Annotated in this window: 18 protein-coding genes and 1 tRNA gene; 8 read left to right on the plus strand and 11 right to left on the minus strand. The window is 67.5% G+C overall.

Annotation, left to right across the window (positions count from 1 at the left end; all coding sequences use genetic code 11):
- Positions 1-3: 3 nt before the first annotated feature.
- Positions 4-396: an SHOCT domain-containing protein gene (locus K0817_RS10345; protein ID WP_219981355.1), complete on the plus strand. Its 393-nt coding sequence runs from the start codon at positions 4-6 to the stop codon at positions 394-396.
- A gap of 61 nt (positions 397-457) precedes the next feature.
- Here K0817_RS10345 and K0817_RS10350 read toward each other — a convergent pair.
- Positions 458-540, minus strand: a tRNA-Leu gene (locus tag K0817_RS10350).
- 45 nt (positions 541-585) lie between these two features.
- Between K0817_RS10350 and K0817_RS10355 the strand changes: the two genes are divergently transcribed.
- Positions 586-1209 (plus strand): ANTAR domain-containing response regulator, encoded by a 624-nt coding sequence (locus K0817_RS10355; protein ID WP_109209425.1) that lies wholly within the window; start codon positions 586-588, stop codon positions 1207-1209.
- A 46-nt stretch (positions 1210-1255) separates the two neighbouring features.
- On the opposite strand, the gene K0817_RS10360 is transcribed toward K0817_RS10355, so the two are convergent.
- Positions 1256-1687, minus strand: coding sequence for a PaaI family thioesterase (locus K0817_RS10360; protein ID WP_219981356.1), 432 nt, complete (start codon positions 1685-1687; stop codon positions 1256-1258).
- A gap of 70 nt (positions 1688-1757) precedes the next feature.
- On the opposite strand from K0817_RS10360, the gene polA reads away from it, so the two are divergent.
- Together polA and K0817_RS10370 are read left to right on the plus strand one after the other, a co-directional pair.
- Positions 1758-4424: a DNA polymerase I gene (polA, locus tag K0817_RS10365; protein WP_219981357.1), complete on the plus strand. Its 2667-nt coding sequence runs from the start codon at positions 1758-1760 to the stop codon at positions 4422-4424.
- Between the two features lie 84 nt (positions 4425-4508).
- Positions 4509-6182 (plus strand): DUF885 domain-containing protein, encoded by a 1674-nt coding sequence (locus tag K0817_RS10370; RefSeq protein WP_219981358.1) that lies wholly within the window; start codon positions 4509-4511, stop codon positions 6180-6182.
- A 35-nt stretch (positions 6183-6217) separates the two neighbouring features.
- On the opposite strand, the gene K0817_RS10375 is transcribed toward K0817_RS10370, so the two are convergent.
- Entirely contained in the window at positions 6218-6850 is a 633-nt protein-coding gene (locus K0817_RS10375; RefSeq protein ID WP_219981359.1) for a phosphoribosyltransferase, read from the minus strand.
- 111 nt (positions 6851-6961) lie between these two features.
- On the opposite strand from K0817_RS10375, the gene K0817_RS10380 reads away from it, so the two are divergent.
- A complete protein-coding gene (locus tag K0817_RS10380; RefSeq protein WP_219981360.1) occupies positions 6962-8332 on the plus strand; it encodes an MFS transporter in 1371 nt (456 codons plus the stop codon).
- Positions 8333-8351: 19 nt separating this feature from the next.
- Positions 8352-9113, plus strand: coding sequence for an SGNH/GDSL hydrolase family protein (locus tag K0817_RS10385; RefSeq protein ID WP_219981361.1), 762 nt, complete (start codon positions 8352-8354; stop codon positions 9111-9113).
- Positions 9114-9136: 23 nt separating this feature from the next.
- Here K0817_RS10385 and K0817_RS10390 read toward each other — a convergent pair whose 3' ends face one another.
- Both K0817_RS10390 and K0817_RS10395 read right to left on the minus strand, forming a co-directional pair.
- A complete protein-coding gene (locus K0817_RS10390; protein ID WP_219981362.1) occupies positions 9137-9697 on the minus strand; it encodes a dihydrofolate reductase family protein in 561 nt (186 codons plus the stop codon).
- 28 nt (positions 9698-9725) lie between these two features.
- Positions 9726-11072, minus strand: coding sequence for an MFS transporter (locus K0817_RS10395; protein WP_219981363.1), 1347 nt, complete (start codon positions 11070-11072; stop codon positions 9726-9728).
- 132 nt (positions 11073-11204) lie between these two features.
- Between K0817_RS10395 and K0817_RS10400 the strand changes: the two genes are divergently transcribed.
- A complete protein-coding gene (locus K0817_RS10400; protein WP_219981364.1) occupies positions 11205-11468 on the plus strand; it encodes a DUF6458 family protein in 264 nt (87 codons plus the stop codon).
- A 358-nt stretch (positions 11469-11826) separates the two neighbouring features.
- Here the strand turns inward: K0817_RS10400 and K0817_RS10405 are convergent, their stop codons facing one another.
- The 5 genes from K0817_RS10405 to K0817_RS10425 form a co-directional block, all read right to left on the minus strand.
- Positions 11827-12522: a GNAT family N-acetyltransferase gene (locus K0817_RS10405; RefSeq protein WP_219981365.1), complete on the minus strand. Its 696-nt coding sequence runs from the start codon at positions 12520-12522 to the stop codon at positions 11827-11829.
- A gap of 205 nt (positions 12523-12727) precedes the next feature.
- The gene (locus tag K0817_RS10410) at positions 12728-13999 is read right to left on the minus strand and encodes an HNH endonuclease signature motif containing protein (RefSeq protein ID WP_253735297.1); all 1272 of its coding nucleotides are present in this window, start codon (positions 13997-13999) and stop codon (positions 12728-12730) included.
- A 175-nt stretch (positions 14000-14174) separates the two neighbouring features.
- Entirely contained in the window at positions 14175-14873 is a 699-nt protein-coding gene (locus tag K0817_RS10415) for an AAA family ATPase (protein WP_253735344.1), read from the minus strand.
- An 83-nt stretch (positions 14874-14956) separates the two neighbouring features.
- On the minus strand, positions 14957-16654 hold the full coding sequence (locus K0817_RS10420) for a long-chain-fatty-acid--CoA ligase (protein ID WP_219981368.1): 1698 nt from the start codon (positions 16652-16654) through the stop codon (positions 14957-14959).
- Between the two features lie 251 nt (positions 16655-16905).
- Complete coding sequence (locus K0817_RS10425) at positions 16906-17475, minus strand: DNA modification methylase (protein WP_219981369.1); 570 nt, start codon at positions 17473-17475, stop codon at positions 16906-16908.
- 4 nt (positions 17476-17479) lie between these two features.
- Here K0817_RS10425 and K0817_RS10430 point away from each other — a divergent pair, with 4 nt between their 5' ends.
- On the plus strand, positions 17480-17752 hold the full coding sequence (locus tag K0817_RS10430) for a hypothetical protein (protein ID WP_219981370.1): 273 nt from the start codon (positions 17480-17482) through the stop codon (positions 17750-17752).
- A 489-nt stretch (positions 17753-18241) separates the two neighbouring features.
- Here the strand turns inward: K0817_RS10430 and K0817_RS10440 are convergent, their stop codons facing one another.
- On the minus strand, positions 18242-19003 hold the full coding sequence (locus K0817_RS10440; RefSeq protein ID WP_219981371.1) for a hypothetical protein: 762 nt from the start codon (positions 19001-19003) through the stop codon (positions 18242-18244).
- Between the last annotated feature and the right edge of the window lie 92 nt (positions 19004-19095).

A 19095-nucleotide genomic window follows, 5' to 3' on the forward strand; every position in this document is an offset into this window, starting at 1 on the left:
CCGATGTCCCTCTTCGGTGAACTGTTCTGGTTCCTGCTGTGGAGCTTCTACTTCGTCGCCTACCTGTACGTCGTCATCGTTATCATCACGGACCTGTTCCGCGACCACGAGCTCAACGGCGGGTTCAAGGCGCTGTGGATCATCGCGCTGGTGTTCGTGCCATTCCTCACCGCACTGATCTACATCATCGCCCGCGGCAAGGGCATGGCGCAGCGTGCCCAGGCCTACGGTCGTGGCGTGGTGCCCGAGTCCGACGACTATCGTCCGGCTGCCTCGGCGAGCCCGGCCGACGACATCGCCAAGGCCAAGGCGCTCCTGGATGCCGGCACGATCTCACAGGGGGAGTTCGACGCCCTCAAGAGCAAGGCGCTCGGAAACCAGTACTTCGGCGCGTAGCAGCCGATCACATGAGCGGATGCCCCGGCCCGGGGCATCCGCTCATCGCTGTCGTGAACCGTGCCGGTGGTGGGAGTCGAACCCACACGCCCTTTCGGGCAACCGAGTTTGAGTCGGTCGCGTCTGCCATTCCGCCACACCGGCCGGCGCCTCGCGGCGCGTCCGCGAACGACCATACCGTAGGATTCAATGGTGACTGAGCAGGAACAGACCGCCGCATCGACGGCTTCCACCCCCCGTCGTGTCGTGGTGGCCGAGGACGAATCGCTGATCCGACTCGACATCGTCGAGATCCTCCGCGACAACGGATTCGATGTCGTCGGCGAGGCCGGTGACGGCGAGACCGCGGTGGCGCTGGCGACCGAGCTGCGACCCGACCTCGTCATCATGGACGTCAAGATGCCGCAGCTGGACGGCATCTCGGCAGCCGAGAAGCTCAGCAAGAACCACATCGCCCCTGTCGTGCTGCTGACCGCCTTCAGCCAGAAGGAGCTCGTCGAGCGCGCGAGCGAGGCAGGCGCCCTCGCCTACGTCGTCAAGCCGTTCACGCCGAACGATCTGCTGCCGGCCATTGAGATCGCGCTGGCCCGCTACGAGCAGATCATCACGCTCGAAGCCGAGGTCGCCGACATGGTCGAGCGGTTCGAGACCCGCAAGCTCGTCGACCGCGCCAAGGGCCTGCTCAACGAGAAGATGGGCCTGTCCGAGCCCGAGGCGTTCCGCTGGATCCAGAAGGCGTCCATGGACCGCCGCCTCACCATGCAGGATGTCGCTAAGGCGATCATCGAGCAGCTCGCGCCCAAGAAGGGCTGAGAAGACTTCGAGAACGCGGATGCCTCCAAGGGGGCATCCGCTTTTCTCATGTCTGCGGCAGATCCTTGATGTGGTTCGTTATGCGGACGGTGGAACAGCGTCGTCCCTGATCGTCGGAGACGACGATCTCGTGCACCGCAAGACTGCGACCGAGGTGGACAGGGGTGCAGACGCCGGTCACATATCCGCTCGTGGCTGATCGGGTGTGAGTGGCGTTGATGTCGACCCCGACCGCCAGGCGGCCGGGCCCGGCGTGATAGTTCGCATGCATGGATCCCATCGACTCGCCCAGCACGACGTATGCGCCGCCGTGGAACAGCCCGACCGGCTGGGTGTTGCCCTCCACCGGCATGCGGGCCACCGCCCGCTCGGGCGTGAACTCGACCCACTCGAAGCCCATCTTGTCTGCGAGTGTTCCCAGTCCGCGGCCGAGAGCCCACTCGAGGGCGTCCTGATCTGCGAGGGAGTGTTCGGGCATGAAGACACCTTCGGTCTTGCGCGGTCCTGGGGGAGATCTGGCTGTCCGCGGGCCTGGCTAGGCTTGCAGGGTGACGGACTCCGCAAAGCCTACCCTTCTCGTCGTGGACGGCCATTCGCTGGCGTACCGCGCGTTCTACGCCCTTCCGGTCGACAACTTCTCGACGAAGGACGGCCAGCACACCAATGGGATCTACGGATTCCTGGCGATGCTGATCAACCTCATCAAGGCGGAGAAGCCCACCCACCTCGCGGTGGCGTTCGACACGTCGCGGCAGTCCTTCCGCAGCAGGGAGTATCCCGAGTACAAGGCGAATCGGTCCGAGACTCCGTCCGAATTCAAGGGACAGATTCCGCTGCTGCAGGAATGCCTCGCAGCGATGAGCATCCGCGTGCTTCAGCAGGAGGACATCGAGGCCGACGACATCCTCGCGACACTTGCCGCCCAGGGCGCCGCCGACGGCTTCCGCGTGCTCGTGTGCTCGGGCGATCGCGACACCATCCAGCTGGTCAACGACGACATCGTCCTGCTCTATCCGAACGTGCAGGGCGTATCGCAGCTCAAGCGTTACGACCGCGAGGCCGTGATCGAGCGATACGGTGTGCCGCCCGAGCAGTATCCCGACATCGCGGCGCTGGTCGGCGAGACCAGCGACAACCTGCCGGGCGTCCCGAAGGTGGGGGAGAAGACCGCCGTCAAGTGGCTCACGCAGTTCGGGTCGCTCGACGCACTCCTCGAGGGCGCGGACTCGATCAAGGGCGTGGTCGGCAACAACCTGCGCGAGCACGTCGAGGACGTGCGGCGCAACCGCATGCTCAACCGTCTGATGACGGACGTGGACCTGCCGCTCGGGCCGAGCGACCTCGAGGTGCAGCCGATGGACGCGCAGGCAGTGCGCGACATCTTCGCGCGTCTCGAGTTCAAAACGCTGATTCCACGCGTGGCCGAGCTCGCCGGGATCGAACAGCAGATGGCCGCCGTGACTTCTGCCGCCGCGATGCTCGCCCCGACGGCGCAGGAGCTGCCGCCGGGCGAGCTGGCGTCGTGGCTCGATGACGCCACGGGCGACGTCGGCGTCACGGTGGTCGTCGAGGGCGGCCGGCCGCGGCGGGTCGGATTTGCCACGAACACTCCCACGGTCTCTGCGGTCGAGGCGACGCTCACGCCCGAGGTGGAGCAGGCGATCGCGCCGTGGCTCACCTCGGACGCGCCGAAAGTCTTCAGCGACGCCAAACCGCAGATCAAGGCCCTGCGCCGGGTCGGCCTGGGCATCGGCGGCCTGGCGTTCGATGTGGTCGTCGCCGGCTGGCTGCTGCGGCCGAGCTTTCCCGACAAGACACTCGCGCACCTGGTCGACCGGTACCTCGACGAGAAGCTTCCCGAGGCCGACCCGACGCAGCTGGTTCCCGAGACCGAGGGTGCCACTCCCGGCCAGCTGTCGTGGTACACGCTGCGGGTCGCAGAAGCCGTGCGGGCCGAGATGGCTCCGAGTGTGGCCGCTGTGCTCAGCGACATCGAGCTGCCCACGCTGAGGGCCCTCGCCGACATGGAGCTGGCGGGCGTCGCGGTCTCGCACGACACTCTGGCCGAGTTCTCGGGCGAGCTCGCACAGCGCGCGGACGCCCTCGCGCAAGACGCCTACACGGCCATCGGACGCGAGGTCAATCTGGGGTCGCCCAAGCAACTGCAGGAGGTGCTGTTCGACGAGCTGCAGCTGCCCAAGACGCGCAAGACGAAGACCGGGTACTCGACGGACGCGGCGGTGCTGGCCGACCTGCAAGAGACCAATCCCCACCCCTTCCTGGATCTGCTGCTGCAGCACCGCGAGGCGACCAAGCTGCGCCAGATCATCGAGTCGCTCGACAGCGCGATCGGTGGCGATGGGGCGATCGGCCCCGACGGCCGCATTCACACCACGTATGTGCAGACCGGCAGCCAGACCGGGCGCCTCTCGAGCACCGACCCCAACCTGCAGAACATCCCCATCCGCACCGAAGAGAGCCGTCGCATCCGCTCCGCGTTCGTCGTAGGCGAAGGATACGAGACGCTGCTCACGGCCGACTACTCGCAGATCGAGATGCGGATCATGGCGCACCTGTCCGAGGACCCCGGGCTCGTCGAGGCGTTCAATTCGGGCGAGGATCTGCACCGATTCGTCGGTGCACGCGTGTTCGCCGTGGCGCCCGAAGACGTGACCTCCGCGATGCGCACCAAGGTCAAGGCGATGTCGTATGGCCTGGTCTACGGATTGTCGGCGTTCGGGCTGTCGAAGCAGCTGCGCATCGAGCAGTCCGAGGCCAAGCAGCTGATGATGGAGTACTTCGCCCGCTTCGGCGCCGTGCGGGACTACCTGCGCTCCTCCGTCGAGCAGGCGCGGATCGACGGCTACACCGAGACGATCTTCGGCCGTCGACGCCCGTTCCCGGACCTCGCGAGCCCCAACCGCGTGCTGCGAGAGAACGCCGAGCGTGCCGCTCTGAACGCCCCCATCCAGGGCAGTGCCGCCGACATCATGAAGATCGCGCTCTTCCATATCCACGACGACTTCGCCGATCGCGGGATGCTCTCGCGCGTGCTGCTGCAGATCCACGACGAGCTCGTGATCGAGGTGGCTCCGGGGGAGTGGGATGCCGCGGAGCAGATCGTGCGTGAACGCATGGGCGATGCCGCCGACCTCTCGGTGCCTCTCGAGGTGCAGATCGGGCGCGGCGGGGATTGGAACTCGGCCGGGCACTGACCACACCCGCGCGCTCGTCAACGGCCCTCACGCCACCGGGACGCGCGTTTGTCGAGATCCCGTGTCGTCTCTAGGCTCAGACGCATGACTGAAGAATCCCGCACGCCCACGCAGATCGACACGATCGCCGATGCATGGGTGGACACACTCGCCGAGCTCGAGCCGACGCTTGCGACCTACATCGGTCGCGCAGAGTTCAACGATCGCTTCGGCGACTACAGCCCTGCCGGCCAGGAACAACTGATCGCCGAGGGCCGCAAGACGCTGTCGGAACTGACGGCCGCCACCCCGGTCGACGACATCGACGCGGTCACCCAGGAGGATCTCGCGCGCGAGATCCAGCTGGGCCTCGACCTGCACGACGCGCAGTGGCACCTGCGCGACGTCAACGTGATCGCCTCGCACGCGCAGGACATCCGCCAGGTGTTCGACCTCATGCCGACCGCGACCGCCGATGACTGGTCGGTCATCGCCACGCGGCTCGGCGCCGTCTCGGGAGCGGTCGACGGATACGTCGAGTCGCTGCGTGAGGGCATCGCCCGCGGGGTCGTCCCGGCTCGACGTCAGGTCGTCGAGGTGGTCAGCCAGATCGCCCGGTACACCGAGGAGGGCGGCTTCTTCTCCGCGTTCGCGGCCGAAGCGGCGCCCGAGGAGGGGCAGCTTCCGGCCTCTCTCGCCCGCGACCTGGCCGACAACGCCAACGCGGCCCGCGTTGCCTACGACGCTCTCGCGCAGTTCCTGTCATCCGAACTGGCGCCGGTCGCGACGGAGAAGGATGCGGTCGGTCGCGACCTGTACGCGTTGCACTCGCGACGATTCCTGGGCGCCACGGTCGACCTCGACGAGACGTACGAGTGGGGCGTCGAGGAGCTTGCGCGCATGGTCGCCGAGCAGGAGTCGATCGCGAACGAGATCAAGCCCGGCGCCACGGTCGAAGAGGCCGTCGCGTTCCTCGAGAAGGATGCGAGCCGCAAGCTGCGCGGCACCGATGCCCTGCAGAAGTGGATGCAGGAGACGAGCGACCGCGCCGTCGCCGAGCTCGGCCGGACCCATTTCGACATTCCCGAGCCCATCCGTCGCCTCGAGTGCATGATCGCGCCGACGAAGGAAGGTGGCATCTACTACACCGGTCCGACCGACGACTTCTCACGCCCCGGCCGCATGTGGTGGTCAGTGCCCGAGGGCGTCGAGGAGTTCGACACCTGGCGTGAGCTCACGACGGTGTACCACGAGGGCGTGCCCGGACACCACCTGCAGATCGGCCAGGCCGTCTACAACCGCGCGCAGCTCAACTCCTACCGGCGCCTCCTCGGCGGCACATCGGGTCACGCCGAGGGGTGGGCCCTGTACGCCGAGCGCCTGATGGAGAAGCTGGGCTACCTCGACGACCCTGCAGACCGCCTGGGGATGCTGGACGGTCAGCGTATGCGCGCCGCACGCGTGGTCCTCGACATCGGCGTGCACCTCGAGAAGCAGCGACCCGACGGCGAGGGCACCTGGGATGCCGAGTTCGCACTGGAGTTCATGCGACACAACGTGAACATGTCGGATGAGTTCGTGACGTTCGAGGTCAATCGCTATCTCGGCTGGCCCGGCCAGGCGCCCTCGTACAAGGTGGGCCAGCGGATCTGGGAGCAGCTGCGCGACGAGGTCGCCGAGCGCGAGGGCGCCGACTTCTCGATCAAGAGCTTCCACAAGCGCGCGCTCGACATCGGCGGCGTCGGGCTCGACACGCTGCGCATGGCCCTCATGCGATGACGACGCGACCCGGTTGCTGAGAGTGTCCGACACTCTCAGCGACCGGGGTCCGAACCGCGCAGCAGCTCGACGACCTGCTCGTCCGTGGTCTGGGTGAAGTCGTCGTAGTACTGGCCGACCGCCCAGAAGTCGTGCTCGCGGTTCGGGCAGACGAACTCGTCCACCGCGTCCGGCGGCGGTTCCCACCGCGCCGGCGCCACCGGCACCGCCAGCACGATCCGCTGCGGTTCGCGTGCCCTCAGGGCGCGGCACGCAGCGACCGCACTCGATCCCGTGGCCACGCCGTCGTCGACCACGATCGCCGTGCGACCGGTCACCGCGGCGGAACGGGCACCGAAGGCATCCGTCCGCCGCGCGAGCTCATCGCGTTCGGCCGCCTCGACGGCGTCGAGATCCCGCTGCGACATTCCCGCCCATTGCATCGCGGACGGCGTGACGATGCGCACGCCGTCGGCGATCGCGCCGACGGCGAACTCCTCGCGACCCGCCGCACCCAGCTTGCGGACCACCACCACATCGAGGGGGAGCGACAGCTCCGTGGCCACGGCGGCAGCCGTGACGACTCCGCCGCGCGGAATGCCGAGCACGACGGCATCCGTCCCGCGCCACTTCCCGAGCGATTGCGCCAACGCGTGGCCCGCATCGACCCGATCGGCGAACAGTGCCATGCTTCCACGCTACGCTCGCGGCCGTGGCGTGTCTCCGGGTGTCGGCCCGGCAGGTTGCCGCTCTGTGACGGCCGCGTTCCGCGCCGGGCCCCGCTTCCGTAGCATGAGCGCATGACGGATGCCGCAATCCCGGCCGCCTCCACGGCCACGACATCGGAGCGCCTGGATCGCCTGCCGTTCACCCGGCAGCATCTGCGGGTCCTCACCGGCTCGGGCATCGGCTGGGCACTGGACGCGATGGACGTCGGGCTGATCTCGTTCGTCATCGCGGCGCTCGCGGCGCAGTGGTCGCTGGCGCCGACCGAGACGGCCTGGATCGCGTCGATCGGCTTCATCGGCATGGCGGTCGGCGCGTCACTGGGCGGGCTGCTGGCGGACAGGTTCGGACGCCGGCAGATCTTCGCGGTCACGCTGGTCGTCTACGGCATCGCGACCGGTGCCAGCGCCCTGGTCGGCGGGCTTGCGCTGCTGCTGGTCCTGCGGTTCTTCGTGGGTCTGGGGCTCGGCGCGGAACTTCCCGTAGCCAGCACGTACGTCAGCGAGTTCGCTCCGGCGCGCATGCGGGGCCGCCTCATCGTGATCCTCGAGGCGTTCTGGGCCGTCGGGTGGACCGCGGCGGCGCTCATCGGATTCTTCGTCATCCCCGGGTCGGACGCCGGGTGGCGCTGGGCGTTCGCCCTCGGCGCGATCCCTGCGGTGTACGCGCTGATCGTTCGCTGGGGCCTTCCCGAGTCACCGCGCTGGCTCGAGCTGCGAGGGCGTCACGACGAGGCGGACGCGATCATCCGCTCGTTCGAAGCATCGGCCTCGGTGACCGCGCAGGCTCGGCGCCGGCTCACCACCGGCGCGATCGAGATCGTCCGCCCGGCCGCCGCGACGGCGGGGGAGCGCCTCGCCGCATTGTGGTCGGGAGAGTTCCGTCGCCGCACTCTGTCGCTGTGGATCGTGTGGTTCTGCGTCAACTTCTCGTACTACGGGGCGTTCATCTGGATCCCATCTATCCTGGTCGCCCAGGGCTACGACTTGGTGCGCTCCTTCGGGTTCACGCTGATCATCACGCTCGCTCAGCTTCCCGGCTACGCCGTCGCTGCCTGGCTCATCGAGGTATGGGGCCGCCGCTTGACGCTGTCGGTCTTCCTCGTCGGCTCTGCGACCTCGGCGGTGTTCTTCGGCACGGCGTCGAGCGAGGCCGTGGTCCTGGCTGCCGGGATGGCCCTGTCGTTCTTCAACCTGGGCGCGTGGGGCGCCCTCTATGCCGTCACTCCCGAGACGTACCCGACGTCACTCCGCGCGACCGGCTCTGGCTGGGCCGCCGGCGTCGGCCGCATCGCCTCGATCCTCGCACCCCTGTCGGTGCCCGTGCTGCTCGCGGCCGGAGGCGCCCCGCTGCTGTTCGTCGTCTTCGCGGTCTTTTTCGCCGTGGCCGCTGCCGCGACGTGGGGCCTCGCCGACCGTCGCGGCGCCGCACTGGACGACCGCTGACGCGGCATAGGCTGGGGCGGTGGCATCCGTTCGATATGTCGCCATCGGCGACTCCTTCACCGAGGGCGTCGGCGACGAGCTTCCCGACGGTCACGTGCGCGGATGGGCGGATCTGGTCGCGCAGGGGTGGGCGGATGCCTCGGGGGAGCCGATCGACTATGCCAACCTCGCGATCCGCGGCAAGCTGGTGTGGCCGATCGTCGAGCAGCAGCTCGAACCGGCACTCGCGCTGAAGCCGACTCATCTGTCTTTCAACGGCGGCGGCAACGACATGCTGCGGCCCCGCACCAGCATCTCTCGCGTCGTCGAAGCCTTCGATCACGTGCTGCGCCGTTGTGATGAGGAAGGTGTCGGGCTCATCGTGCTGGCTGGAGCGAACCCGTCCGGCCAGCTGCCTCTGAGCCGCTTGATCCAACGTCGCGGAGATCTGCTGTCGGACGCTGTGGCTTCGCGCCTGCGCGGGCGTGACGACGTCGCCACCGCGTTCAACTGGTATGACCGGGAGCTCTCGACCCCGCCGTACTGGTCGGAGGATCGGCTGCACATGAACTCGCGCGGCCATCATCGCGTGGCCGCGCGAGTGCTGACCGCGCTCGGCATGGAGCCGCCGACCGACTGGTGGTCACTGCCCCCGCTGCCTGCCGGCGCGCCACGCGGTGTCGCGTACTACCGCGACCACGTGGGTCCGTGGGTGCGGCGGCGACTCACCGGCACGTCGTCGGGAGACGGCCGTGCCGCGAAGTTCGGCGAGTGGACCCCGATCGTGCCCTCCGTGGGCTGAGCCAGCCGGGGGAGGAGGGCTCGTCAGCTCGGCGGGCGCACCGAGTAGACCAGTTCGGCGAACTGCCCCGCCTGCCGTACCCAGTCCAGGCGCAGCCGGTCCGATTCGAGCCGGCGGGGTAGCAGCGGCCGTCCCGAAACCAGAGTGACTGGGGCCACCGAGACCCTCACCTCGTCGAGAAGGCTCGCGTCGGCGAACTGACCGACCAGGTCGCCGCCACCCACGAGCCACACGTCACCGTCGGCCGCAGCATCCCGAATCTCATCCCACGCCGCGGAGACATCACCCGAGCGGAACCGGATATCGGCGCCGGGCACGCCCGGCAGCTCACGTGAGGACAGCACGAACGACGGTTTGTCGCCATATGCCCATCGTTCGGGATGCTCGAGCAGCTTCTCGTGGGCGAGGATCCACTCGTAGGTCGTTGATCCCATGACGAGGGAGCCGATCCCTTCGAGGAAGTCTCCGAAGTCGTTCTCGGCATCGTCGGCCCCCGGGACCGCGAAGAGCCACTCCAGCGAGTCGGCGTCGTCGGCCAGGAAGCCGTTGAGGGTCGTGGCGGTGTTGAAGATCACGCGAGTCATGGCCGCAAGGGTAGCCAGGGGTTCCGACTCAACGCCGTCCTCGGGGTACGCGCGGCCCTCGCGGGGGGTCGATACCGAGCCGGATGCGGGTGCGCTTGCGTTCGGTCACGATGAACGCCGTCCCCAGCAGCCACAGCGGCAGCTGGGTGAGGAACGCTATGCGGAACGCGTCCAGCGAGTACGTCGACGGCGTACCGGCCCCTTGCAGGTCGAGGGCGAGCCCGATCAGCAAGATCGCGACGAGGGCCGCCAAGAACCCGCCCGCGTTGGTCACGCCGGTCGCCGTGCTGAGCCGATGTGACGGGTTGTGCGTGCGTGCATGGTCGAACGCGATCATGGACGCGGGTCCGCCCATGGCCAGGGCGACGGCCAGCGCGAACAGGAGCCACAGCGGCGCAGGGCCCGGATAGGCGATCACGGCGAGCCACGCCACGACCTGCACCGCCACCGCGGGGAGCACCAGCGCTTTGGATCGCAGATGCGGGCTGCGTCGCGAGAGCTCGCCCATGACCGGGCCGAACAGCATGCCCACCACGACATAGGTCGACATGATCGTCGCGGCTTCGGCGACGGTGCGGCCCTCGCCGGCGGTGAGGAAGGGCATGCCCCACAGCAGCACGAAGGCCGTACCCGCGAACGGCGTCGTGAAGTGCGACCAGAAAGCGAGTCGGGTGCCCGGATGCGCCCACGCGGCACGGATGCCGACGCCCGTGTCGACGGCTGAGGTGACGACACGGATGGCGCCGGTGTCGGTGTCGACCGATACGTCCTCGTCGCGGTCCGGCGGATGGTTGCGGATCAGCAGAGCGACCAGGATCGCGAACAGCACGCCGAGACCCGCGATGCTGCCGAAGGTGATCGTCCACGTGGTGGCGTGAACCAGCGCCGCCAGCGGGATCAGCGCGATCAGTTGGCCGGTCTGGCCCACGATGCCCGTGAATTGCACCATCATCGGTCCGCGCTGGGCGGGGAACCATGTCGCTATCAGCCGCAGCACCCCGGGAAAGACCGCGGCATCGCCCGCCCCGAGCAGCATACGGGCGATGATCGCGACGCCGACGCTGGGGGAGAGGGCCATGGTGAGCTGACCGACTGCCATCAGCAGCATCCCGATCGTCATGATGGGGCGCGCGCCGAAACGATCCAGCAGCACTCCGATCGGGATCTGCATGCCGCCGTACACGGCGAGCTGGACGACGGCGAACAGCGACAAGGTCGCGGCGTCCGCGTCGAACCTGGCGGCGGCATCGACGCCGACGGCGCTGAGCGAGGATCGGTTCGTGATCGCCAGCACGTAGGCCGACACACCGACGAGCCAGATGAGCCATGCCCGGGCTCCCGGACCGGCGAGGGGAGTCCGGGTCGCGCGCTGCACCCCTCCACAGTAGCCAGGCAGCTCCTGTCAAGCCCTTCCCTGTGAGCCGGCAGGTAGGTCACTGTGTATGCGGGACGATTCCGTCCCGAAACAGGGGAGGGCTTGTCGCCGCGCCCCGGAAAGGATCCTGGCATGAGCATTGGAGCAGGCATTGCGCTGTTCGCAATCGGCGCCATCCTCGCGTTCGCGGTGAACGTGGAGGTCTCATGGGTGAACCTGGACATGGTCGGGTACATCCTGATGGCGGCGGGAGCTGTGATCTTCGTGATCGGAATCGTGCTGATGGCGCGCCGTCGGCGTACCGAGTCGGTGACGCACACCGCCGTGGACCCGTCCGCAGGAGACCGTGTGACGCGTCGCTCGACGAGCGCGCCGGACGACTCGGTCGGTATCTGACACAAAGCTGACCCCGGGGCGGCACCGCGCGGTGCCGCCCCGTCTTTGCGTAGCGTGGGATTGTGACGCTTCTTCCCGACCCGGTGTGGCCCGTGGTCGTTCTCGCCGCGATCCCGCTGGTGGATGATGGCGCCGATCAAGTTCGCCGCCGCCGCAGGCCTGACTCTCGGGATTCGGATCCCCGGACTGGCCGCCCTGACGACCGCATGCCTCGTCGCCTACTTCATCGTGGCGATCACGATGCGCACCAGGGGCGCGAGACTTCGATCGCAACCTGTTCGTGAACGCGATCGGCATGCTGGTGCGGTGCGCCGCGACGGGCGTGTACTGCTTCCTGATCTGAGCGGGGAAGCGGGAGTCAGGAAGCAGACGAACCGGATGCTGCGACCTGCGCGCGGAACCCTTCGATGCCATACATCTCAACGGGTGTGCCGAGGAGCTCCGCGTGCTGGGATCGGAGCGACTCCCAGCGCTCATGCGACATCGTGTACCGGTGGTGCGGCACTGCGGCTCCCTCGCGGGCGACGTTGACAGTGCCGTCGTATTCATAGTCGATTCGACGCGAGACCGCGTTGGACGGGCCGTTGTCTGCGAACGCACCGGACGTCGCCTCGCGCGCATTGAGGCCGGCGAAGATCAGGTGAAGCGCGAGGACGCGCATTCGAGTTCCGATGCCGCTGCCCTGGTGGGTCATGCCGAGCCACGAGCCGGTCTGCACGCGCCGCAGCACGCTCCAGTCATCGGCGACGAGCCCTTGGACTCCGACGGGCACGCCGTCGCTCGTGACCGCGAACTCGAGCGCGAATCGGGACGGCGACACCTGGGAACGCAGATTCCACTGATACGTCAGCACGCTGCGTGCCACCTCATCCGGCGTTCCTCGCGTCCACGGGTGCTCGAACGGCATCGCGTCGGGGCCATGGATCCCGCGGGACGCGAGCGCGGCGAGTTCGACCAGCAGATCGTCGTCCATCCAGCGCAATTCGAGGTCGCCCGCACGCACGCGGACGGCGGAAGCGGGCCAGAGTCTGGCCAGTACATCGGGATGCGACATCCCGGCAGTCTGCCAGAAGCCGACGACGGGAGCGGAGACCACAGACGCAAGACATCTGCCATGTCAACCACCCATTGCGACATCCGCGGCTGGGGCCGCCGCGGCTGACGGTGCCTGCGGTTCGTGGTGTCAAGAGCGGCGCTCAGGCGCGGGTGCGCGTGGCCGCGGCAGCGCGTGGCTCCCGTTCAGCGGCGGAGCGCTCGTTTCAGAAGGGTGCGTCGGCGACGGAGTGGTCGCGGGGTGTGGTGAAGGCGGGGACGCGTCGTTCGGGTTGCACGATGTACCGCCGCCCGGCGGGTGAGAGCCATTGGATGGCGCCGCCGCTGCCGGGGATTTGGGTGACGGTCCAGTCCGAGTTGTCTTTGACCAGGTGATGGCCCTTGCACAGGGGTGTCAGGTTGCGCAGGTCGGTGTCGCCGCCGTCACTCCACCGGATGGTGTGGTCGACCTCGCACCTGCTGGCGGGGAGGGTGCAGCCGGGTCCCATGCACCGGTCGGCGCGCCATTTCACCAGTTTCCGGAGTGCAGCGGGGGGTTCGTACCGGTCGCGGCCGACGGAGAGGACCATCCCGGTCTCGGGGTGGGTAAGCACCCGCATCCAGGTGGTATCCCCACCGCACAACTCCCGCGCCCGGGGCAACGGGATGGGGCCGATGCCTTCCACCACCGGCGGATCACAACTCTCCGCCACCTCATCGTCCAGCAGGGCCAGGGCGGGGACGGTGACGACCACGGTGGCCCGGATCCCCCGCGCCGCGGCGGGGACCGCATCGGTGGTGCCGTCGATGAGCAGATCACAGACCACATCCGCGCGCACCTGATCCAACGTGCGCGTTTCCTCAGCGTCGCGGTCGGTCTTGTCGTCGTGGCGGTGGCGGCCGGTGATGGTCTTGGCGATCGCGGTCACCCGACCGTGGATGGCCTGCACCTCCACCAGGGGTGCGTACACGCACAGGGTGCCCATCCCGTCCCGCCCGGGCTCGACCCAGACCCGCCGGTCCCGCACCGCGTCCCGGTGCCGCTCTTCCAACGTCGACGCCTGCACCGTCTGAATCAAGCTCCGCAAGGCCCGCCGGAACGATCCCACCGGCTCCGCCTCCGCCAACCCCACCGCCCGATCCACAACCTGGCCGCGCAGCTCTGTCGGGATCTCGTCGATCAGGTCCACGAACACCTCGGCATGCTTCTCCGTGATCCGCCCCGCCGACAACGACGCCAACACCCCCGGATACCGCCCCGTCAACGCCTCTGCGAGCACCAGGAGTCTGCCGGCGGTGTACTCGGTGACCCGCATCGCCGCAGCCAACTCCAACCGGATCGACCGCTCCACAATGTCCAACACCCCGACACCACGACCGACCGCCTCGGCCAGCATCTCCCGCCGCATCGCATCGATCCGCACCAGCCGTTCCGCGGCGAACACCGACAACATCGTCGCCGTCTCCGTCACCAGATCCACCGCATCCGGGATCGGCATCCACTCGGCAGCATCCGGAACACCCTCCCAACCCCACAGGTCCGAAGGATCAACCGAAGAAGCATCCGCCATACCCCAACAGTAGTAATTACCTACGACACTGATGACCCGGATGAAGGGTCGCGCCCAAATCTTCTTGCGCAAGGTGCGGTCTCTTGCCTCGCAACGACACCACTCAGTCGAGGAGGTGGCGGAGGTAGCGCTCGGGGGCGGCAAGGTAGGACCGCCAGTGCTGGACGAGCTCCAAGTCTTGCCACTGAGCCTCACGCAGACCCCACTCGCCGACCTCCACGATCTTCGCTCCGGGGAGCGACGCGAGGACAGGGGAGTGGGTCGCGCACAGTACCTGTCCTCCCTCTGCGGCGATGCGATGCAAGGTCGAGATCAAGGTCAGTGTGGAGGCGAATGACAGTGCTGCCTCGGGCTCATCGAGACAGTAGAAGCCGGGGGAGTCGAACCGCGTGTCCAGCACCGCCAGGAACGACTCTCCGTGGCTCATCTCGTGGAAGACCGGCTCCACGCGGGCCGACGGGTTCTCCTCGAGGTACGTGTAGAAGGAATGCATGGTCTCCGCACGGAGGAAATAGCCCCACCGTGGTGCCCCGATTCCGCGCTGCAGCCGCAACCAGTCAGACAGCAGCGATTCGCTGCGTCGCGTGCTGTGGCGTGCCGACGTGGAACCGCCCTCAGGGGCGAACCCGTAGGCCATCGCCACGGCCTCGAGCAGTGTGGACTTGCCGGACCCGTTCTCTCCGACGAGAAACGTGACGCCGGGAGCGAGCTCAAGACCCTCGTCGAGCACTTGCGCCACAGCCGGGATCGTCACCGGCCATCGGGTCCGATCAACCGTTGCGTCGTCGTCGTGCCGCGCTATCGCGACGACAGGGGGCTGTCGAAAGTCTGCCGGGCGCACACACGCAGTGTCGCATGACCCGGCGACCCCGCATCGCCGCGGTGCTAGACCGAAAGCAGGCGCTCGCGAACCTCGCGGCGCAGGACCTTGCCGATGAGCGACCGGGGCAGGTCATCGACGGCGACGATCCGCCGTGGCACCTTGTACGCCGCGAGCCGGGTGCGGCAATAGTCGCGCAGCGCCTCGACGTCGAGATCGGCACCTTCGCGGAGGACGACCGCCGCTGCGACATCCTCGCCTCCGCTCGATCGCAGAAGCGCCACGACGGCCGCTCCGACGACGTCGGGGTGCGCCTCCAGCGCGTCCTCGACCTCCGTGGGCGACACATTGAAGCCGCCGGTGATGATCAGTTCCTTCAGCCGGTCGACGATCGTGACGAAGCCGTCCGCCGAGACCGTGGCGATATCGCCGGTTCGCAGCCAACCGTCAGGCAGCAGAGTCGCCGCAGTGTCACCGGGCCGGCCCCAGTACCCCTGGAAGACCTGAGGCCCGCGGATGAGCAGCTCTCCCGCCTCGCCGAGGGGCCGATCGACCGTGGGGTCGTCGGGATCGACGACGCGGATCTCGGTGCTGGGGAACGGAACCCCCACCGCGCCGGGCCGGCGGGTCGGGCCGATGGGATTGCCGAGCGCGACGGGGGAGGTCTCGGTCATCCCGTAACCCTCTACGAGAAGGCCGCCCGTCGCCTCCTCCCAGCGGTCGACCGTTGCGACCGGAAGGCTCATCGCACCCGAGATAGCGAACCGGACCGTCGAGAGGTCGAGTGTGCCGCGGGACGCGGCGCGGGCCAGCTGATCGTAGATGGGAGGCACAGCTGGAAGGAACGTCGGGGGAGTGTTGCGCGCAGCATCCTTGACCAGATCCAGGTCGAACTTGGGGAAGAGCACGAGTCGGGCGCCGATGCTCATCGCGAAGGTGAGACACAGCGTCATCCCGTACGCGTGAAAAAGCGGGAGCACGCCGTAGAAGACCTCTTCGCCCTCCACAAGTCCCGGCACCCACGCGCGGCCCTGCGTCGCGTTGGCGAGCAGGTTCGCGTGCGTCAGGATCGCACCCTTCGGGGTTCCCGTGGTGCCGCTGGTGTATTGCAGCAGTGCAATGTCGTCGACGTCGGGCCCTGCGACATTCCGCGAGATACGACGGTGGCCGAGCAATCTGCTCCAGCGCACCGCGCCCCTGGTCGTGGGCACACTCGTCAGCTGCGCTCGCGAAGCGCGGGCCCGGGGGAGGGGGGCACGCAGCAACACGCGTTTGACCAGGGGGAGAGCTTCCGTGATGTCGACGCTGACGATCCGCTCCAGTTTCAGATCGGACGGGAAGTCCGCCAGCGTATCCACGGTCTTGTCCCACGCGATCGCGATGCGCGCGCCGTGGTCCTCGAACTGGTGGCGCAGTTCCCGCGCGGTATAGAGCGGGTTGTGCTCGATCACGATCGCACCGAGACGGAGCGCGGCATAGAACGCCACGACATGCTGCGGGCAGTTCGGCAGCACGATCGCCACCCGATCGCCCTTGCGGACTCCGAGCCGGCGCAGACCCTCTGCGGCGCGTTCGATCTGCTCGCCGAGATCGCGGTAGCTCGTCACCGCACCAAAGAATTCGAGAGCGGGCCGCCGCCCGAAGGTGCGCACGCTCTCAGTCATCATCTCGGTCAAGGTCTGCGTCGGCTCGCCGATCTCGGCGGGAACACCGTCCGCGTACGCGGAAAGCCACGGCCTTGACTCAAAGGGGTTGCTCGACATGCTTCCATCCTGCCGGGATATCCACGGCATGGTCGCCGCGTGCCGGCAGGGACGCCCTACGCCTCTCGCCGCGGCGAGAGGCGTAGGGCGTCCAGAGCACCCGCCACGTGGGATCGCCGACGGATGCCGCTGGCGCTGTCGGCGCCCACGTTCAGGGCATCGCCTCGCGCTCGCGTGCCTCGCGCTCTCGTGTCACGCGCTCTCGTGTCACAGGCTCGCGTGTCACAGGCTTGGCTGTCACAGGCTCGCATTCACTCGTCGATGTACCACGGGCATTCGTCTGAGTCGCTCCGCTGTTCGGGCTCGAGTCCTCGCAGATACTCCAGGCATCCACCCAAGACGGGTACTTCCTCGGCGACCGGCTCAGAATCTCCGGCCTGAAACGACATACGCACCATCGATCCCGCCGCGGCATCCATTCCCTCGATCAAGGGAGGATCCTCCAGGCTGTCGCGCTGCCCGTAGCTCACGGTGGACTCGGCGGGGACCGGTATCTCGAGAGCGGCGTCGGATTGCTCGCCGACCTCGATGCGCAAGACCTGCGGCTCGTCGCTGTTGTTGACGATTGCGGCGACGAGATGCCCCTCGGTGCCCGCGTCGTTCGCGACGACGAGCACGTTGCGGACGCTGAGGGGCCCGACTCCCTCGATGTTGACTCCATCGCCCGCGGAGGGGCGATAGGCGTTCTCATCAACGAAGAATCCGCAGCCGGTCGCGCCCATCAGCACAACGACGCTCATCACCAACGTGGCGAGGAATCGCGGGAGCGTCGCGCGCGGCCTTTCCGCGCCAGGGGGAGAGTTCGGGAGGCTGATCGTCATCAGCATGCCCTCACCGACCGGTCGGGGGAAGGTTGTCCACGCCGTGCCGGTTCGGAGGCTCCGGTTCCTTGGCGGTCTCGGGAGACACGGCCGATTCACGCGAGGGCTCGCCGGTGTCGGGATACTGCGGCTTGTCGAGCTCGCTCACGTCTGCGTGTTCTTCCTCCGGAGGAAGATGGTCGAGGGGTTGCTTCCTGTCGTCTCGATCAGTCATGACTCCAGCCTCGGAATGAATCCGCATCTGGGGCAGGGGGTTGTCAACAAGGCGCTGACGTGATCCACGAGCCGGAGGTCCACAGGTGCCCCGCATACTTGACCTGCGGGGAAACCGCGCTACCCGTTTGTTGTCTATTCCGAGTTGGCGGTCGGCGCATCCTCGCAGAGGAAAAGTGCGTGAAGCGGGGGAGGGCGGCCCTGATTTCAGTGGAGGCGTCATCAATGACGACGGCAATCGCAACTAAGAGCGCATCAGCGTTCCTTACGGGGGGAGAGAATCCCACTCCGAGGCGATGAGCCACCAGCGGAGCGAGCGCGAAGCCTCTCGCTTCGATCCCAACCACAACGTCGACCTGTTCTTCTTTCAGCAAGTCGGCGAGGCCAGCCACAATTGCAGCAAGTGAGTTTGCGTTGCGAAGCATCGACCGGGTGTCCGCATCACGGTCGATCCAGCGAAAGTGTTGAAGAACGTGTGAGCGAACAGCCGCGATCGCGTGAACGATGGGTGCTCTACTCTCGAACGTGTCGTGGGTGTTTGCGCTCGATGCGCTTACGGCACGTATGTCTGGGAGAAGTAGTCCGCTCGCAGTTCAAGCGAGTCCTCACGCGGAACTGCCCGCACGCTGATCGTGCGCGGGTCCAGGAGGTTGCCCGAAATCTGGAGTTGCGGTGTAGCGCCCATTGCGGTCGCGAGTTCCGCGGGCGACTGCCCGTGCGGAGGCGCGACCTGCAGCACTAAGGTGCATCCGCCGCTGGAACAGGACTTTTCCTCGCTCAGGATCTGCGCCTCGTCGGGCAAACCAACCGACGTAGCCGCCGGCGTGTCCCCCTCCGTCGCACCCATGAACAGTAGGCCCACGTGTGCTGCATAGAAGAGGAGCAGGACGGCGAGAACCGAGAAGATCAGACCAGCGGTCATCACCGGACGGCCCCTAGCGGTGCGTTCAGGCGCCTGTGTCCCCTCGCGCTCAGCGTGCTGCTCTGCCCGGGCGCTACTCATATTGCCCAGTCTGGCACCCTCAAAGTCGATTGCGAGGTTCGCACACAGATTGCAAAGGTCGACGGTAGAACCCCTGAAACGCAATTCCGCGATCGCGGCGGTGTCGGCATCGGGTTCAATCCCGATCGTCTTAGGAAAGACTTCCGACAGCCGTCGCAGCAGGTTCCCGGTGCCGCATCCGACGTCGACCGCAGTGTCTCCGCCATGGCGTCGCACCGCCCGTGCGTGCCTGAGTACAAACCTCACGTAGGCGTCATTGTGCGACCAGGGGTGAGCTGCGTTGACACGGCCTAGTGCCGCCAGGAATCCCATTTCACTAGCCTAAGAAAGCGCCATCCTTGGCGGATGGCAGCGATTGCAATTTCTGCAATGGCAATTGCGAAAGTGCTGGTCAGACAGCACCA

It is taken from the genome of Microbacterium sp. HD4P20 (genome assembly GCF_019449275.2).
Taxonomy (GTDB): domain Bacteria; phylum Actinomycetota; class Actinomycetes; order Actinomycetales; family Microbacteriaceae; genus Microbacterium.

Coding starts and splice junctions, on each gene's coding strand:
- K0817_RS10345 (WP_219981355.1), top strand. CDS start 4: ATGTCCCTCTTCGGTGAACTGTTCTGGTTCCTGCTGTGGAGCTTCTAC.
- K0817_RS10355 (WP_109209425.1), top strand. CDS start 586: ATGGTGACTGAGCAGGAACAGACCGCCGCATCGACGGCTTCCACCCCC.
- K0817_RS10360 (WP_219981356.1), bottom strand. CDS start 1,687: ATGCCCGAACACTCCCTCGCAGATCAGGACGCCCTCGAGTGGGCTCTC.
- K0817_RS10370 (WP_219981358.1), top strand. CDS start 4,509: ATGACTGAAGAATCCCGCACGCCCACGCAGATCGACACGATCGCCGAT.
- K0817_RS10375 (WP_219981359.1), bottom strand. CDS start 6,850: ATGGCACTGTTCGCCGATCGGGTCGATGCGGGCCACGCGTTGGCGCAA.
- K0817_RS10380 (WP_219981360.1), top strand. CDS start 6,962: ATGACGGATGCCGCAATCCCGGCCGCCTCCACGGCCACGACATCGGAG.
- K0817_RS10390 (WP_219981362.1), bottom strand. CDS start 9,697: ATGACTCGCGTGATCTTCAACACCGCCACGACCCTCAACGGCTTCCTG.
- K0817_RS10400 (WP_219981364.1), top strand. CDS start 11,205: ATGAGCATTGGAGCAGGCATTGCGCTGTTCGCAATCGGCGCCATCCTC.
- K0817_RS10405 (WP_219981365.1), bottom strand. CDS start 12,522: ATGTCGCATCCCGATGTACTGGCCAGACTCTGGCCCGCTTCCGCCGTC.
- K0817_RS10410 (WP_253735297.1), bottom strand. CDS start 13,999: ATGCCGATCCCGGATGCGGTGGATCTGGTGACGGAGACGGCGACGATG.
- K0817_RS10420 (WP_219981368.1), bottom strand. CDS start 16,654: ATGTCGAGCAACCCCTTTGAGTCAAGGCCGTGGCTTTCCGCGTACGCG.
- K0817_RS10425 (WP_219981369.1), bottom strand. CDS start 17,475: ATGACGATCAGCCTCCCGAACTCTCCCCCTGGCGCGGAAAGGCCGCGC.
- K0817_RS10430 (WP_219981370.1), top strand. CDS start 17,480: ATGCCCTCACCGACCGGTCGGGGGAAGGTTGTCCACGCCGTGCCGGTT.
- K0817_RS10440 (WP_219981371.1), bottom strand. CDS start 19,003: ATGGGATTCCTGGCGGCACTAGGCCGTGTCAACGCAGCTCACCCCTGG.